Consider the following 16,591-nt stretch of genomic DNA (forward strand, 5'->3'; position numbering starts at 1 on the left):
CCCCCCCCCCCCCCCCCCCCCCCCCCCCCCCCCCCCCCCCCCCCCCCCCCCCCCCCCCCCCCCCCCCCCCCCCCCCCCCCCCCCCCCCCCCCCCCCCCCCCCCCCCCCCCCCCCCCCCCCCGCCGACCTGCCCTGGCTGGTCGAGGCGGGCGACGCCGACTTCGACGCCGTCGTGACGGAGAGCCCGCTGCCCGTCCTGGTGGACGTCTGGGCGCCGTGGTGCGGGCCCTGCCGCGCCGTCACCCCGGTCGTGGAGCAGCTCGCGCGGGACCGGGCGGGGCGGCTCAAGGTCACGAAGGTCAACGCCGACACCGCGCCCGGCGCGAGCTCCCGCCTCGGGGTGCGCGGCATCCCGACGCTGGCGCTCTTCGCCGACGGCCAGGAGCGGTCACGACTGGTGGGCGCCCAGCCCGCGACCACCATCCAGCGCTGGGTCGACCAGCAGCTGGACTCGACCCAACAGGATCGCTGAAGGAGGACCGATGACGACCATGATGCCGACGCCGCTGCGCCCGGCCGGGATGCCGGATGACCTGCGTCGACGTCGGCCTGCCGAGTACCGCCTCGCGCCGGCTGCCCGGGCCCCGCGGCATCGCGCGCCCTACGCACCGCGGCGGCGGGCCTGGAACGGGGTCAGGACGGCGGTCCTGCTGTCGGGCATGGCCGGGCTGCTGGTGCTGCTCGGGTCGCTCTTCGGCCGGACCGGCGCGGTGATCGGCCTGGTGCTCGGCGTGGCCACGGTCGCCGGGTCCTACTGGTTCTCCGACCGCGTGGCGCTGCGTTCCGCGGGCGCGGTCCCCGTCGGGCCCGCGAGCGCACCGATGCTGCACCGGATCGTGGGAGAGCTCTCCGCCGAGGCGGGGCTGGAGATGCCCCGCCTGTACGTGACGCCGGATCGGCAGCCGAACGCCTTCGCCACCGGACGCGATCCGGCGCACGCCGCGGTCGCCGTGACGCAGGGGCTGCTCGACCTGCTCACACCCGCGGAGCTGCGGGCCGTGCTCGCCCACGAGCTGGCCCACGTCCGGAACCGGGACACACTGCTCACCTCGGTGGCCGCGGCGCTGGCGACCGGTATCAGCTTCGTCGCCCAGCTCGCCGGGTGGTTGCCGTTCGCGGGCAGCTCGGAGGAGGACGAGGCACCCGGCCCACTGGCCGCCCTCGTCGCCTTCCTGGTCGCTCCGCTCGCCGCGCTCCTGCTCCAGCTGGCCCTGTCCCGCAGCCGGGAGTACGAGGCCGACCGCACGGGCGCCTGGCTGTGCCGTGACGGACGATCCCTGGCGACGGCGCTGGCGAAGATCGAGCGGGTGGCGCAGCGCCTGCCCATGGAGGTGCAGCCGGCCCAGGCGCCCAAGTACGTCGTCAACCCGCTGTCGGGCTCCCCTGGCCGATCGTTGTCGGCGCTGTTCATGACGCACCCGCCGACGGCCGAGCGGATCGCCCGACTGACCGGGTGGTGACGCACCCGGCGGCCGCACGTCGCAGGGATCCCGACCGGACAGGCGGAGGAATCTACAGCGACCGCTACAGGTTCACCCGTACGTAGTGATCGACCAGTCCGAGAGGAGGACAACAGATGACGTTGCCGGTGCTGAATCGGGAGTCGGCTGCGGATCGGTGGGATCCCTTCCGGGAGCTGGACGAGCTGCACGACCGCCTGGCCAGGGTGTGGGACGCCGACCCTCTCCGCGCCCTGGACCGCTGGGTCCCGTCCGCCGACCTCGAGGAGACCGACGACGCCTACGTCGTCGAGCTGGAGGTGCCGGGCCTCGCCCGTGACGACGTCGACGTCCAGCTCGACGACCGGGTCCTGACCGTCTCCGGGGAGATCCGGGAGAAGAAGCGCACCGGCATCCTGCACCGGCGCACGCGCAAGGTGGGCAAGTTCCACTACGCGGTGTCGCTGCCGGCGGAGGTGGACGACGAACACGTCGAGGCCTCGCTGCGGGACGGCGTCCTGACCATCCGGGTGCCGAAGTCCGCGCGGACCCGCCGTCGCCGCATCGAGATCACGCGCTGATCCGCGGCCGGCCCCGGGCCGCCGACGCAGGACGGGCGACGGAGGCCGGCGCGCCGGCGCCGGTCACGTCGCCTGCTGCTGCGTCCGCTGTGTCATCGCGGCGGTCCTCGCCTCGAGGGCGTGGACGACGGCGGCCATGTCCGCCGCCCCGTGCCCCAACCGTTCCGCCTCCCCGTAGAGGGCATGGCAGACGTCGAGCAGCGGCACGGCGGCCCTGATGCGCCGAGCCGCGCCGGCCACCAGCTCGTTGTTCATCAGGACATCGGTGAGCGCCGCCTGGACGGCGAAGTCCCTCTCGACGAGCTTGGCCGCCTTCACCCTCGACACCTCGCTGGCCATGGGCCCGGCGTCGAGCACCTCACGGAGCTGGTGGATGTCGAGGCCGTGCACGTCGGCGAAGTGGAACGCCTCGGCGAGCCCCGTGACCTGCGTGATCAGGAAGAGGTTGACCGCCAGCTTCATGAGCAGCGCGTTCGGGACGTCCCAGCAGACGAACGTGCGGCGGCACATCGGCTCCAGCAGTGGCCGCACGCCCGCGACGACGCCGGCGTCGCCCGCCAGCATGCCGACCAGCTGCCCCGCCTCCGCGGGGAGGCGGGATCCGGACACCGGCGCCTCGACGTACTCCCCGCCCGCCGCGCGGACGTCCGCGCCGAGAGCGGCGGAGTACTCGGGCGACGTCGTCCCCATGGCGACGACCACGCGTCCACCGACAGTCGTGGCGAAGTGCCCCGCACCGCGGCCGAGGACGTCGTCGACGGCGGCCGCGTTCGCCAGCATGAGGATCACGATCCGTGCTCGCCGGAAGACCTCCGCCGGGTCCGCCGCGACCGTGGCACCGGCAGCACGCAGCGGCTCCGTCCGGTCGGGGGAACGGTTCCAGACGACCAGCGGCGTGCCCGCCCGGGCGAGGTTCAGCGCCATCGGCTGACCCATGACACCCAGACCGATGAATCCGACGTCCACACGTCCTCCCCTGCGTCGTCGACCGGCGCCGCACCGCCGCCTGCCGGGCGGCGACCCAGCCCTGGTCACGGAAGGCGTCGGAGACAACGAACCGGGCCCGGTGCTCCACGTCCCCGGCCGCGCCGCCGGCGAGATGGCGTCCCGCTCCGCCTGCTCGCCGTCACCCTGACCTCCCGTGCCGAGGATCACCGAGGTGTGCCGGCGCGGACAAGGGCCAGGTCGGCCACGAAGGGCTGGAGGGCTGCCAGGAGCAGCCGCTTCTCGGCCAGGTGTCTCCGGACGCCGGGCGCGTCCGGAGGCCCGGTGGACATGTGGGCGCCTCAGCGTGCCGCGGTCACTTGCCTGCTCACCGGCGGCTCGCCAGACTGCCGGCCATGGCACCCCGACCCGTCGTCGTCGGCACCGGTCCTCGGCACGTCCTCGCTCTGCACGGCTGGTTCGGGTCCGCCGCCGGGTGGGGGCCGTTCGCCGAGCTGTTCGACGGCGACCGGTACTCCGTCGCCCTCCTCGACTACCGGGGCTACGGCGCCCGCAGGGGGCAGACCGGTTCCTTCACGCTCGCCGAGATCGCCGCCGACGCCCTGGCCGCGGCCGATGAGCTGGGCTGGTCGGAGTTCGTCGTGATGGGGCATTCGATGGGCGGCACCGCGATGCAGCGGGTGCTGGCCGACGCGCCGGAGCGCGTGCAGGGCCTCCTCGGCATCAGCCCGGTCCCCTCCACCGGGGTGCCGTTCGACGACCAGGGCTGGCAGCTGTTCAGCAGCGCCGCCGAGGATCGCGGCAGCCGGTACGCGATCATCGACCTGACCACCGGCAACCGGCTCTCCCCCACCTGGGTCGACCGGATGGTGCAGCACTCGCTCGACCAGTCCGACGTCGCGGCCTTCGGCGGCTACCTCGAGGCGTGGGCGCGCACCGACTTCTCCACCGAGGTGCGCGGCAACCCCGTCCCGGTGCTGGTCGTGGTCGGCGAGCACGACCCGGCCCTGGGCGCGCCCGTCATGCAGCAGACGTTCCTCGAGCAGTACCCGAACGCGGCCCTCGAGGTGCTGCCCAACGCGGGGCACTACGCCATGTTCGAGACGCCGGTCGCGCTGTTCACCTGCGCCGAGCGGTTCCTCGACGGGCTCCCGTGAGCTCCCCCGCGTGGAGCCCCTCGGCCGGGTCAGCGGACACGGTGGCGCTGGTCGACCCGGTCACCTACGAGACCGGCCCGCCGTTCGAGCTGCTGCGTCGGCTGCGGGCCGAGGCGCCCGTCGCCTGGGTGGACGAGCCCGCTCTGCACGGCCAGCCGGCCGGCACCGGGTTCTGGCTGGTCCTGCGGCACGGCGACGTCGAACGCGTGCTGCGCGACCCGGCGACCTACTCCTCCTGGCTCGGCGCCACGCAGGTCAGCGAGGCCCGTGACCTCGAGTGGGTCCGGCAGATGATGCTCAACATGGACCCGCCCGACCACACGCGGCTGCGGCGGCTGCTGACCCGCTCGTTCACCCCACGGGCCGTGGCGGCGCTGACCGACGCGATCGAGGCGACGGCGGCGCGGCTGGTCGACGACATGATCTCCGGCGCCGGCGAGGGCACCTGCGACTTCGCCAAGGACGTCGCGGCCGATCTGCCGTTGCTCGTCCTCGCCGAGGTGCTGGGTGTACCGGCCGAGGACCGCTGGTTGATGTTCGACTGGTCCAACCGGGTCATCGGCTGGCAGGACGCCGACTACGCCACGTCGGCGGCCTTCGACGGCAGTGGAGGCACCGCCATGGCCCGCGAGGCGCTGGCCCTGCGCCCGGCGCCCGCTGACGACGGGACCATGCCCGATCCGCGGACCCGGTCGGGCATGCCCGACCTGTACGCGTACGCGCGCCTGCTCGCCGAGCAGAAGCGGGAGACGCCCGGTGCCGACGTCATGTCGATCCTGCTGGCGCAGGTCGAGGAGGACGGCGGCCGGCTGACCGACGCGGAGTTCGAGAACATGTTCTGGCTGTTCGCGGTCGCCGGCAACGAAACCCTGCGCAACGGTCTGCCGGGGGGCCTGATCGCGCTGCTGCAGCACCCGGACCAGCTGGCCGCCGTCCGGGCGGACCCCTCGCTGCTCCCCGGCGCGGTCGACGAGATGCTGCGCTGGTGGACGCCGGTGATGGTCTTCCGCCGCACCGCCACGCGGGACGTCGAGCTCGCCGGCACCCGCATCCGAGCCGGGGACAAGGTCGTGGTCTCGTTCACCTCGGCGAACCGGGACGAGGCGGTCTTCCCGGATCCCGACCGGTTCGACGTCCGCCGCGCGCCCAACCCGCACCTCTCCTTCGGGCACGGGCCGCACTTCTGCCTCGGCGGGCAGCTGGCGCGGGCGCAGATGCGGGCGCTCTTCGGTGAGCTGCTGCGCCGCACCGCGGTGCTGGAGCCGGCCGGACCACCCGCGCTGCTGCGGTCCAGCTTCCAGCGCGGGGTCAAGCGGCTCCCGGTCCGCTGGGTGGCCGCCTGAGAAGGCGATGGCCTCGGCCTGGGCGAGCCGCGCGTCCGACCTCAGGACCCGCTGGTCCCCCGGCGCCGGACCCGTCGGTCGAAGCGGTCCTGGCTGCCGCCCAGCGGCCGGCCGAAGAACCTGCCGAGCACGACGCCGGCGGCGAGGGCCAACCCGATCGCCGCGGCCCCCACGAGCGCGTTCATCCCGCCCGAGACGTCGGCCTCCACGACGACCGCGAAGAGGCCCCGGTAGATCGCGAGCCCGGGCAGCAACGGGACGATGCCGCAGACCGCGAGGAGCAGGGGCGGGATCCGCAGCCGATCGGTCAACGCCCCACCGCAGAAGCCGACGACCACGGCCGCCGCAGCACTCGCCACTGCTGGGCCGGCACCGAACACGGCAGCCGTGGACGCCGTGGTCCACGTCAGCGCGCCGGCCACCGTGGCCACTCCGACGGCGAGCGGGCGGGCGTGCGACGCCACCGCCCAGAACCCGGCCATCCCGGCTGCGGCGGCCACCGCCACGGCGAACGGCACGGTGGACGTCGACGGTTCGAGCACGCGCAGCGGGAACTCCGCCCGCCGCGCCAGATCGAGGACTGCGGCGATACCGACGACGATGCCGGTCGTCAGCATCAGCACCTCGAAGGCCCGCGCCGCGGCGGTGACCGGGAAGCCGCTGATCGCGTCCTCGGCCGCGCCCACGAACGAGAGGCCTGCCAGGAGCACCACGATCCCGGCGGCGACGACCAACGAGGTGCGGACCTCGACCTCCCACGCGAGGAGGAGGACGGCCGCCCCGGTGGCCACCGCAGCTCCGGCCACCTGCTGGAAGAACATCGGGAGCCCACGCCGATCGAGTGCGCGGAGCGTCTGCTCGATGACGGCCGTGGTGACCGCCGCGACGAGCGCCACGAGCCAGCCACCGCCGAGCTGGAAGGCGACGCAGCCCGCCACCCCCGACCAGCCGAGTGCGTGGATGGGCCGACGGTAGGGGTGCGGCGCAGACAGGACGTCGTCCAACCGACGGTGCGCGTCCTTCAGGTCCAGACCCTCCGCCTGGATCGCTGACACCAGGTCGGTGATCCCCTGCAGCCGGGTGTAGTCCAGTCCACGGGGGCGCACGATGCGCATCAGCACGAGCGGGGGCACGTCGTCCGGGTCGTAGCTGATCGTGAGCGACGTGAAGGTGACGTCGACCTGGCAATCGGTCAGTCCGTAGGCCGCCGCCACACGGAGCACCGTGGCGGTCACGTCAGCCGCCGACGCCCCGACCGCCATCATCGACTCGCCGATGCGGAGGGCCAGACCGAGCGCCGAGCGCGCGGTGCCCGCGTCGACCCGGCTGGGCTGGGCGCGCAGTGCGAAGGGCGCCGTCGGCGGGCCGGAGCCGGCGATCGCCTTCCGCGCCTGGTCCGGCAGGCGGGCGATCCGCCACCTGCGGTCCCGGCTCGTGGGGGGCACGACGCCCAGGCTACGGAGTGGTGACGGGGGAACGCGGCCGGCGACGACGGGACGGCTCGTGACCATCCGCACAGGCGGCAGGGCATCGACGCACACCGGTCCGGAGCTCCCACGCCTGACCCTGCGCACCGTGCGGGTGGGAGGCGCTCCGGGTGTCTCGCCTCGCCCTCGACACGGGTTCGCGTCGGCGATCAGCGCACGCCCTGGCCTCACCTGCATGCGAGGCGTGCAGATCACCCGCTTCGGCGGTCCCGAGGTCCTCTTCGTCGACGACGTCCCCCAGCCGAGTCGACGGTCAGGACAGGTCCGGTTCGTCCGGCTTGGTGCCGGCCGGGGCGACCCTGGCGAACCGGGCGGACAGCGTGCGGAAGGCCTCGGCGAGGGCCGGCGGGCTGACAGCGAGGACGTCGGTGTCGTAGCGGGCGACGGCAGCGGCGATGCCGACCCAGGACCAGGCACCGAGCGTGAGCCGGCAGCGGTCGGGGCCCAGTGACTCGACGAGGCCGTCGTGGGCGAACGGTGCCACCCGGGCGGCAGGGAGACCCAGTTCGACGGTGCCGGTGCACGGCCAGGTGTCCACACCGCCGGCGCTGCCCTGGAAGGTCCCGTTCACGAAGGCGGCGAGGTCGCCCCCAGGCAGCACACGTGGGGTGAAGCGTGGGCCGGTCGGGGTGCGGGGGGTGATCCGGTCGCAGCGGTAGGTCCGCCAGTCGGCTCGGTCGAGGTCGAAGGCGACGAGATACCAGCGGCCGTTCCGGGTGACCAGGTGGTGCGGTTCGGCTCTCCGGGGCGGGACGACCTCCTCGCTTACCCCGCCCGCACTCCCACGCGCAGCGGCGTAGTCGAACCGCACGATCTCGCGGGCGCGGATCGCTGCCGTCAGCGCCACCAGCACTGCCGGGTCCACCTCGGCGGTCGCGCCGCGGGCGACAGGGGTGACCTGGACGGCGTCGATCCGGTGCCGCAGCCGCGCGGGCATCACCTGGCGGACGGTGGTCAACGCACGGGCGGCGGCCTCGCTGACACCCGCGCCACTGGTGATGGCCAGTTGCAGGGCGACGGCGAGGGCCACGGCCTGGTCGTCGTCGAACAGCAGCGGCGGCAGGTCGGTGCCGGCGTCGAGGCGGTAGCCACCGTCCGGGCCCTTGAACGCGTGCACGGGATATCCGAGTTCGCGCAGCCGGTCGATGTCGCGGCGCACGGTGCGGGGGTGGACCCCGAGCCGCTCGGCCAGGGCGGCGCCGGGCCAGTCGCGGCGGGCCTGCAGCAGTGACAGCAGGGTCAGCAACCTGGACGAGGTGCCGTTCTTCTCGGGCATGCCCGTCACGTTGACCACAGTAGAGGACTGAACCTGTCCGCTACCGCTGCCACGCTCCTCTCGTCGCCACCAAGGGGGTGGCGGGACACCGAGGAGCCGACATGAGCATCACCACGACCACGCACCTCAACTTCCGCGGCCAGGCCCGCGAGGCACTGGACTTCTACGCGTCGGTGTTCGGCGGTGAGGTCATGGCCTTCACCTTCGCCCAGGGCGGCGACGAGCGGGACGACGCCGACGGCGCGGTGGCCGAGCAGGTCAAGTGGGGCGGCGTCCAGGCCCCCAACGGCTTCGCGATCATGGCCTTCGACGTGCCGCCCGCGCGGGCGTACGACCCCGGCACCGACGCCGTCTACGTCTCGGTGCGCGGCACCGACACCGAGGAGATCACCGGGTACTGGAAGGCGCTCACCGAGGGTGGGACCGTCCGCGCGGAGCTCGCCCCCGTCGGCTACGCACAGCTGTACGGGATGGTCACCGACCGCTTCGGCGTGACCTGGGTCCTCGACGTCCTCCCGCCCTACGAGGCCTGATCGCCACGCCGGGGGCAGGGGGGCGTCGGCCTCCTCCCCCGGCATCCCGCTGCACAGCCTGCCCCGGATCGGGCCCAGAAGGCCGACCCGGTCGCCGCGTTCTCCCGAGTGGTGGCTGCTCTAGCCTCCGACCATGCGTGCTGTGCAGATCACCCGCTTCGGCGGTCCCGAGGTCCTGGACATCGTCGACATCCCCGAGCCGGAGGCCGGTCCCGGGCAGAAGCTCTACGACGTCTCCGCCGCCGGCGTGAACTTCGCCGACACCCACCACGGGAAGTCCGCCAACTGACCTCAAGAGGCGCCCGCACCGCCGTGCCATCGATCACCGAGGCCGCGTTCCGTGCGCTCACACGCCTACAAGTGCGCTTGCCAGGCCGACCGCTCCGTTGCTTGGCAGCAACGGTGCGCCGAAAGACAGCCGGCCGCACCGACAGCCTCTGAGGCGCTGCTCATCCAAGCGCCGGAGTTGATGGTGCCGAAGTGATCAAGTCTGACAGCGTTAGGCCCGACCTGAACCAACAATCGCCAACTCGGGGTGTCTCGAAGACTGGGCCAACGGCCGATCGCTGGCACTACTGTTCAACATGGATCGGTCACGATTGACCACCATGCGACTTTCACTTCCAGCCCGTAGAGTCGCGTCATGGCAACGAAGTCCGGTGCGGTCACCTGGCAGACGATCAAAGGTTTGACGATTGACGCATTGGACGCTTCTCTCTCCCGGCTGGCCAAGGAGCAGAAAGGAGAACAGATAGCGCGTAACTCGAGCGTCGTACCCCCGCCTGGCCAGAATCTCCAGGTCCTGAGCAACCTGAACAAGAAGTGGAGCGACCAGGAGTATTACGTCGTCCCATCGGATATGAACGACGGCACCCCCGGAGCACGGCACAGGGTGCAGTTCTCCGGATTCAAGGCTTCGAAGGTCACGCTGGCGCTGCCGGAAGAGACGCGTCTAGCGTTAGCCGGGGCACCCAGAGTCAACGTTTTCTGCACATCCAGTATTGACATCAAGCTCAAAAAGGCCCTACGAGCGGCGTTGAAGAACAGCCCCAGGGGTCCGCTGGTCGAGATGCTGTCCAGCGGCGAGGAAACACTGCTGAGGCCGTGGTCGCCCAAGCATCTGCCAGCTGATCGACCACTCAACATCCAGCAACAGTACGCACTCGCCGCAATGACTACGCCTGGAGCGTTCTTCATTTGGGGCCCCCCGGGCACCGGCAAGACGAGTGTCATCACTGCCGCCGTAAGACACTCGCTCGCGGAGGGCAAGTCAGTGCTGTTGTCCTCCCACACTCATGTCGCCGTAGACAACGTGCTGGAAGGGCTGATCGACCAGTCGGGCGACGGCGCGACAGCTTCGTTGTTGAAGCCTGGGTCCGTAATTCGATTCGCGAGCCAGCAGGTGCAAGACAAGATCGCTCAAGCGGTGCAAGGTCACCCACACCTGCTGTACAACAAGGCAGCAGCTGTCTTGACCAACCACGCAGAAGAAACGAGAAGGCTGCAGGAGCTTCGAAAGCGTAACCAAGAGGCTCCTCCCCGAGAGGCATTGCGGACGCTCGTGGACGAACTAGCTCAGATAGACATAGATGAAGTGCGCGCCGCGTACGCAACAGTGGAACTCGCGGCGCAGCTCGGTCAGAGGCAGCAGGACTTAGCGGACCACGTACAGCTGGAGAAAGCAGCGACACACCGGCTGGAGTTGGTCGTACTCGAGCTGCAATCGCTAACGCCACCAAGTTCGGCAAGTGAGGCGGACGCCCTCTATCGGATGCAGCGAGCGGAGCGCGTGCTGTCGGATGCCGAAGCAGCTCTTCTGCCGCTCGCAAGAAACCTGGAAGCCTTGCAGCTACGGCGCAGAGCGCTCGTCGACGACCTGCAGGAATGTCGAGGAGACATCGCGCGAGGTAGCAGCAGATTCTGGTTCCCTCAGCGCAAGAAGTTGGAATCGAAAGCTGAGCAACTCTCCAACGCACTCGCCGACGTCGACAGGGACATCGTCGGCACGGAGGGAGACTGGCGGGTACGTCAACAACAGCGCCGGTCAGCGAGCGACGACATCGAAGCAGTCAGGCGTGCTTTGGAGGAAGTCGAAGAGGCTAGGACGCGGCGCGACCGCGCGCTCGGACTCGAGGCGGAAGCGCGCGCCTCATTGCAGGAGATTAGACGGGGTCGACTGGCCGCAGAATCAGAGGTGGCTCGCCTCGAAGTCGTTGCGGCGAAGATGCCCGCTGCGGCCGCACTGATCGCCGACGCCTCCGCTAGAGGCTTGGACACGAAGATTTCCGCCCTCGAGCAGCTGACCGAGCAGGTCGATGCGCTGGACAGCGGGTTGAAGGACTTGGAACGGAAGCAGAAGCGACTGGACGACGAGATGAGTGAGACGCAGAGGAAGCTGTTGCACGAGGCTCCCGTAGTTGCGACGACGCTTGCGAGCTTGACCACGAATCGGCAACTTCTCGAGCGTCGATTCGACGTAGTCATCTTGGATGAGGTCGCCAGCGCGGAAGCCCCGTCGGTCGTGTACGCCGGCTCTAGAGCGGATACAACGCTCGCCTTGGTGGGCGACTTCTTACAGAACGCCCCGATAGCGGAGGCGGACGACCCGACGACTCCCAGCGAAGCCGAACGCAGTCGGTGGCAACGTGACGACATCTTCGAGTTGTTTGGCATCCGAGATCGTCACACAGCCGAGCAGCACAAGCGGTGTGTCCCGTTGAAGCGTCAGTATCGGTATCCGTCAGTGATTGCAGATCTGGTCAACAAATTCTGTTACAAGGGCCTCCTGGAGAGCCACCGTTCCTCCACTCCAGAGGACGGTAAGACGATCAGGCTCATAGACACCTACAGTCATCCGCGCAAGACCCTCGAGCGTGACGGCAATTCATGGTGCAGCCCCCTGGGCTTGGACCTGTTGTCCTACATTGCACAAAGGGGGCCAGGTGTTAAGGAGGGGTCCATCGGATTCGTTTCACCCTACCGACCGCAGGCCAAACGCGCACAGGAACGCATGCGCCGTGAGAAGCTCTCTGTAGACTGCGGAACATCTCACGCCTTCCAAGGGCGCGAGTTTGACTCGGTCATCTTCGACCTGATGCAAGACGGAAGTGCCCGCTGGGTCGGTGAAGCGGACCTCGATGGCTCACGCCGTCAAGTGTCGGCCGCCAAGTTGTTGAATGTCGGCATAACGCGAGCCAAGAAGCACCTCTATTTGATCGGGGATTGGGATTTCATCCAGCGATCCACGATGCCTGGAATGGCTGCGATCAGTGCTTTGGCAGGCCACGAGAACTTCGAGGTCATCAAGGCCGAACGTCTGATTGGACCAGCGTGACGCCGGGCGGTGCGGGCAAAGATCGACCCTTGACGTCTTGTCGCCCACTCGACCAACCGAAGGCGCACATCGGAAGCGCCTCCTTGTCCAGTAGGCGCATAGTCACTGCTTCCGCGGGCGGGGGCGCTTATCCGCACTGCCAGACGTCCGTCGTTTAGCTGTAGTGCCCATAGTGTTGTTGACGGCGTCGCGGGCTGATCTGAAGAGGAGACCTCCGAGCGAAGGTGTGGGTGCTGACGCCACGCCCGGATGCTCGGAGGTCTCGTGTCCCACGCTATTGCCCGTCTGACGTTCATGGTCGCGTCGAACTCGTCCGAGGGGTGGTCGAGCAGGGCCGGCCGGTCACCCATGTCATGGTGGAGCTCAGCGTCTCCCGCGCGACCGGCTATGCGTGGCTGGCCCGATGGCGGGCCGAAGGCCCGGCCGGCCTGCTGGATCGACCGAGCCGGGCCCACCGAGTACCAGGTAGGACATCGGGGGCGCTCGAGGCGCAGATTCTGGCCCTGCGAGCGCAGCGGAAGCTGGGCCCGGCGCAGATCGGCCCGCTGGTCTGGGTGGCGCCCTCCACGGTGCACGCGGTGCTGACCCGACACGGCATGCACCGGCTGGCCTGGCTGAACCGCCCCACCGGGCAGCTGGTGCGCCGCTACGAATGCGCCCGCCCCGGCGAGCTGGTGTACGTCGACGTCAAGAAGCTCGGCGTCATCCGCCCCGGCGGTGGCTGGCGGGCCCACGGCCGCGGTTCGGCTGAGCACAACCACAGCCTTACCGAGGCCAACGCCGGCCGTCGGGTCGACTACGACTACGTGCACTGCGCCATGACGACCACACCCGGCCGGCCTGCGCCGAGACCCACCCCGACGAGACCGCCGCCACCTGCTCTCCCGCATCACCGACCGTGTGTCTGAGGGATCACCTGACGGACGCGGACCGGGTGACTACTGGCCGACGTGCACGGGCTGACCCCGCGGTACGGGAGGTGCAGAGGCTCCTCGAGGTGCCGACGCGAACGCTCGGCGGCTGTCCGCGCCGAGCGTGCGAGCCTCTACGTCCGGGCCCGGAGCCGACAGCTGGTCGCCGTCCCGACTCCCTACACCTCGCGCGAGCGCTTCGCCGGGTCGGCCAGGACGATGCCCGACGGCCGGCGGTGCCCGTCACCGCATGACGCCCCGGGCGCCGCTGTCCCTAGGCTGCCCGGCATGCGAGCCGTGCAGATCACCCGCTTCGGCGGCCCCGAGGTCCTCGACGTCGTCGACGTCCCCGAGCCGGAGGCCGGTGACGGCCAGAAGGTCTACGACGTCTCGACAGCGGGGGTGAACTTCGCCGACACCCACCAGATCGAGAACTCCTACCTGGCCGCCCAGCAGCTGCCGTTGGTGCCGGGCGCGGAGTTCGTCGGCACCCCGGTCGGGGGCGGGCAGCGGGTGGTCGGGCTGCTCGACGGCGGCGGTTACGCCGAGAAGGCCGTGGCGAACGACGTCCTCACCTGGCCCGTGCCCGACGCCGTCAGCGACGAGCAGGCCCTCTCGCTGGTCCTCCAGGGGACGACCGCCTGGCACCTGCTGCGCACCAGCGCCCACCTGGCCGAGGGCGAGTCCGTCGTCGTCATCGCCGGCGCCGGCGGCGTCGGCTCGCTCGCCGTCCAGCTCGCCCGCCGGTGGGGCGCCGGCCGGGTGATCGCTACCGCCTCCAGCGCGGAGAAGCGGCAGCTCGCCGAGGAGCTCGGCGCGCACGCCACCGTCGACCCGGCCCTCGCCGACGACGACCCCAAGCAGTTCACCGGCGCGCTGCGCGAGGCCAACGGCGGCAGGCCGGTCGACATCGTGCTCGAGATGACCGGCGGCAACGTGTTCACCGGCTCGCTGTCGGCCCTGGCGCCGTTCGGCCGGCTGGTCACCTACGGCATGGCCGCCCGGCAGGAGACGCCCGTGGTGCCCCCCGGCGCGCTGATGCAGAAGAGCCGCGCGGTCATCGGCTTCTGGCTGGCCCACTGCATGGCACGCCCGCAGATGCTCGACGCCGCGATGAACGACCTGCTGGCCATGACGGCCGACGGTTCGCTGAAGCCGGTCGTCGGCGGGCGCTACCCGCTGTCCGCCGTCCGCGAGGCGCACCAGGACCTGCTCGCCCGCCGCACCACCGGCAAGCTCGTCCTCGACCCCTCCCGCTGAACCGGCCGGTCACCCTCCCGGCGTTTCCACCGGGAGGGTGACCCAGCGTCACCCGGAGGGCGGACGCCGTTCGTCCTTTCGGGCACGAGCGGCTCTCCTCCCGGTTTCGCTCCCTACTGTCCGTGACGGACGCAGCCGGGGGGGACGAGCGCCACCGATCGACCCTCCGCGCGGTCATCCGACTGACCACGGGGGGAAGCCATGGGACGACGCACGCTCCGGTCCGGCGCCGCCGCGACCGGCGTGACCATCGCGCTGCTGGCCGGGACGACGGGGTGCACCTTCCCCGACGTCTCGATGAGCCCGGGCCTCTCCGGAGGGGACGCCGCCGCGGTGGCGACGCCCGCGGTGGACGACGGCACCGAGTCCGCCGAGCCGCAGGAGCCCGTGCGCCCCGCCGGCGACCTGGACACCGGCTCGGTGACGCACACCGTCGCCGCCGGCGACCGGACAGTCGTCATCGACTACTGGACCGAGCAGGACGCGGCGTCCTGGACCGCCTCGGATGCGAAGACCGTGCAGCTGGCCGCGCACGTCGAGGGCGGCAGCACCACGGTGACCGTGCTGGTCACCCGCTTCGCGGCGACCACCGACGACGGCACCCAGCGCACCGTGGCCGCCGAGGACCGCGGCGAGTTCGCCCTGACACCGCCGTTCACCTACGCCACCGCCTTCACGCTGCCCGACGTCTCGGCCACGGCGACGACCGTGACCCTCTTCGTCCAGTTCGACCTGCTGGTCGAGACCACGCCCGGCTCCGGGCGTTACTTCCGCCAGACCGTGCTTGACCAGCTCGAGCTCCCGCTACTCGAGGAGGACTCGCTGTGACCGAGGTGGTCCTGCACGGCATGCGCCGTGCCACCGACCGCGTCCACCTGCTGGCCCGCAGCGGTCAGGAGGTCGTCGACGTCAGCTCGCTCGTGCCCGACGAGTTCGGCGGCGGCCAGGCCCACCACGAGCGCCGGCACGCCACCATCAGCTGCATCATCCCGGCCTACAACGAAGAGGCGACGATCTCCGACGTCCTCACCTCGCTGCTGTCGCAGACCCGGCCGCCGGACGCCATCCACGTCATCATCAACAACACCGACGACGACACCCCCGAGATCGCCCGGGAGTACGCCGGCGAGCACCTGAGGGTGGTGAAGGGCGAGGCCTTCCACACCGTCGTGCACGTGCACGACATCGGCGAGAACCCCGACAAGAAGGTCGGCGCCCTCAACTACGGCTACTACGTCAGCCGCGGCCACGACTACATCCTCGGCGTCGACGGCGACACCACGCTGGACCGCCGGTGCGTGGAATGGCTGGAGAAGGAGATGGTCACCGACCCGCGCATCGGTGGGCTGTCGGCGATCTACACCTTCGACAAGTCCCGGGTGAAGGGCGCGATGGCGCGCTTCCTGGTCGCCGGCCAGCGCGCCCAGTTCGCCGGCTTCAACATGGACAACCTGGTCCGCGGCCGGAACATGGCCGTCCTCGGCGGGCAGTGCAGCCTCTTCAGCGTCCGCGCCCTCGAGACGGTCATGTACCGCAACCACCAGGCCGCACCCTGGGTGCGCGACTCGGAGGTCGAGGACTCCAAGCTGTCGCTGCAGATCAAGGACGCCGGCTTCAGCACCAAGATCAGCGCGCACGCCCGGGCGTTCGTCGGGCCGATGACCACGCTGCGGGCGCTGCACGGCCAGCAGGTGAAGTGGAACTTCGGTGGCATCGACCTGCTGTGGCCCGGTCAGCGGGGCGACACCAAGGGGCAGCCGCTGCACCCGAACCTGCGGCTGCGCTGGTACGAGAACGTCTCGATGGTGTTCAACATCGGCACCCGCATGTCGTTCCTGCTGCTGCTCGCGGCGGCGCTGTCGATCGACGCGTTCGTGTTCAACCCGGTGTGGCTGATCCCGCCGATCGTCGCAACCTTGCTGAACCTGCGGATCGCCGCTTCCATGCACGACAAGAGCGCCTCGGACATCTTCTACGCGCTGCTGTTCGCCCCCGCCGAGCTGTACATGTGGATCCGCATGGGCCACTTCATGAGCGCGTGGGTGCAGTTCTTCGCCCGCGTGGAGAAGGACAACTGGGCCGCCCAGGCCGCCGCCGAGCGCGGCCGCGGATCCGCTTACGTGATGCCGGCGCTGTGCGCGGCGGCCACGTTCGCCGTCCTGATCTTCGCCTGGAGCCAGCAGACCATCGCCGTCCAGTCGGCGATCCTCTCGATCGGCTGGCCCGTCCTCTACCTGGTGACGGTCCTGCAGACGCTGTTCATGCTGAAGAAGCTGGTCCGCCGCCAGCGGGGCTTCTCGGTCTGAGGGAGCGCCCCGTCCCCGC

General features: G+C 70.7%; 16 protein-coding genes. 12 read left to right on the forward strand and 4 right to left on the reverse strand.

The annotated features are described in order from the left end of the window. The first annotated feature begins 136 nt into the window (after window positions 1-136). From trxA to ACI799_RS08080, 3 genes are all read left to right on the forward strand, one after another. On the forward strand, window positions 137-472 hold the full coding sequence (gene trxA / locus ACI799_RS08070; protein ID WP_456612901.1) for a thioredoxin: 336 nt from the start codon (window positions 137-139) through the stop codon (window positions 470-472). Between the two features lie 10 nt (window positions 473-482). Further along, entirely contained in the window at window positions 483-1,460 is a 978-nt protein-coding gene (locus ACI799_RS08075) for a M48 family metalloprotease (protein WP_456612839.1), read from the forward strand. A 116-nt stretch (window positions 1,461-1,576) separates the two neighbouring features. After that, the gene (locus ACI799_RS08080) at window positions 1,577-2,020 is read left to right on the forward strand and encodes an Hsp20/alpha crystallin family protein (protein WP_456612840.1); all 444 of its coding nucleotides are present in this window, start codon (window positions 1,577-1,579) and stop codon (window positions 2,018-2,020) included. 63 nt (window positions 2,021-2,083) lie between these two features. Here ACI799_RS08080 and ACI799_RS08085 read toward each other — a convergent pair whose 3' ends face one another. Together ACI799_RS08085 and ACI799_RS08090 are read right to left on the reverse strand one after the other, a co-directional pair. Beyond that, entirely contained in the window at window positions 2,084-2,986 is a 903-nt protein-coding gene (locus ACI799_RS08085) for an NAD(P)-dependent oxidoreductase (protein ID WP_456612841.1), read from the reverse strand. A 185-nt stretch (window positions 2,987-3,171) separates the two neighbouring features. Beyond that, window positions 3,172-3,297, reverse strand: coding sequence for a hypothetical protein (locus ACI799_RS08090; RefSeq protein WP_456612842.1), 126 nt, complete (start codon window positions 3,295-3,297; stop codon window positions 3,172-3,174). A gap of 63 nt (window positions 3,298-3,360) precedes the next feature. Between ACI799_RS08090 and ACI799_RS08095 the strand changes: the two genes are divergently transcribed. Both ACI799_RS08095 and ACI799_RS08100 read left to right on the forward strand, forming a co-directional pair. Continuing rightward, window positions 3,361-4,122 (forward strand): alpha/beta fold hydrolase, encoded by a 762-nt coding sequence (locus tag ACI799_RS08095; protein ID WP_456612843.1) that lies wholly within the window; start codon window positions 3,361-3,363, stop codon window positions 4,120-4,122. After that, window positions 4,119-5,465 (forward strand): cytochrome P450, encoded by a 1,347-nt coding sequence (locus ACI799_RS08100; RefSeq protein ID WP_456612844.1) that lies wholly within the window; start codon window positions 4,119-4,121, stop codon window positions 5,463-5,465. The genes ACI799_RS08095 and ACI799_RS08100 overlap by 4 nt, the downstream gene beginning before the upstream one ends. Window positions 5,466-5,506: 41 nt before the next feature. Here ACI799_RS08100 and ACI799_RS08105 read toward each other — a convergent pair whose 3' ends face one another. Next, window positions 5,507-6,910, reverse strand: a complete 1,404-nt coding sequence (locus ACI799_RS08105) for a threonine/serine ThrE exporter family protein (protein ID WP_456590372.1) — start codon at window positions 6,908-6,910, stop codon at window positions 5,507-5,509. Between the two features lie 295 nt (window positions 6,911-7,205). Then, window positions 7,206-8,228: a helix-turn-helix transcriptional regulator gene (locus ACI799_RS08110; RefSeq protein ID WP_456612845.1), complete on the reverse strand. Its 1,023-nt coding sequence runs from the start codon at window positions 8,226-8,228 to the stop codon at window positions 7,206-7,208. A 101-nt stretch (window positions 8,229-8,329) separates the two neighbouring features. Here ACI799_RS08110 and ACI799_RS08115 point away from each other — a divergent pair, with 101 nt between their 5' ends. The 7 genes from ACI799_RS08115 to ACI799_RS08145 all read left to right on the forward strand — a co-directional run bounded on the left by ACI799_RS08115 (window position 8,330) and on the right by ACI799_RS08145 (window position 16,572). After that, window positions 8,330-8,761 (forward strand): VOC family protein, encoded by a 432-nt coding sequence (locus ACI799_RS08115; RefSeq protein WP_456612846.1) that lies wholly within the window; start codon window positions 8,330-8,332, stop codon window positions 8,759-8,761. Window positions 8,762-8,894: 133 nt separating this feature from the next. Continuing rightward, entirely contained in the window at window positions 8,895-9,050 is a 156-nt protein-coding gene (locus ACI799_RS08120; protein ID WP_456612847.1) for a Zn-dependent oxidoreductase, read from the forward strand. Between the two features lie 354 nt (window positions 9,051-9,404). Further along, window positions 9,405-12,095, forward strand: a complete 2,691-nt coding sequence (locus ACI799_RS08125; RefSeq protein ID WP_456612848.1) for a DEAD/DEAH box helicase — start codon at window positions 9,405-9,407, stop codon at window positions 12,093-12,095. A gap of 230 nt (window positions 12,096-12,325) precedes the next feature. Beyond that, window positions 12,326-13,003 carry a helix-turn-helix domain-containing protein gene (locus ACI799_RS08130; RefSeq protein WP_456612902.1) on the forward strand — a complete coding sequence of 226 codons (678 nt, stop codon included), beginning with the start codon at window positions 12,326-12,328 and terminating at the stop codon, window positions 13,001-13,003. Between the two features lie 291 nt (window positions 13,004-13,294). Then, entirely contained in the window at window positions 13,295-14,266 is a 972-nt protein-coding gene (locus tag ACI799_RS08135) for a quinone oxidoreductase family protein (protein ID WP_456612849.1), read from the forward strand. Between the two features lie 201 nt (window positions 14,267-14,467). Beyond that, on the forward strand, window positions 14,468-15,094 hold the full coding sequence (locus ACI799_RS08140; protein ID WP_456612850.1) for a hypothetical protein: 627 nt from the start codon (window positions 14,468-14,470) through the stop codon (window positions 15,092-15,094). Then, the gene (locus ACI799_RS08145; RefSeq protein ID WP_456612851.1) at window positions 15,091-16,572 is read left to right on the forward strand and encodes a glycosyltransferase family 2 protein; all 1,482 of its coding nucleotides are present in this window, start codon (window positions 15,091-15,093) and stop codon (window positions 16,570-16,572) included. Before ACI799_RS08140 ends, ACI799_RS08145 begins: the two co-directional genes overlap by 4 nt. Window positions 16,573-16,591: the final 19 nt, after the last annotated feature.

The organism is Blastococcus sp. SYSU DS0753, from assembly GCF_054051175.1.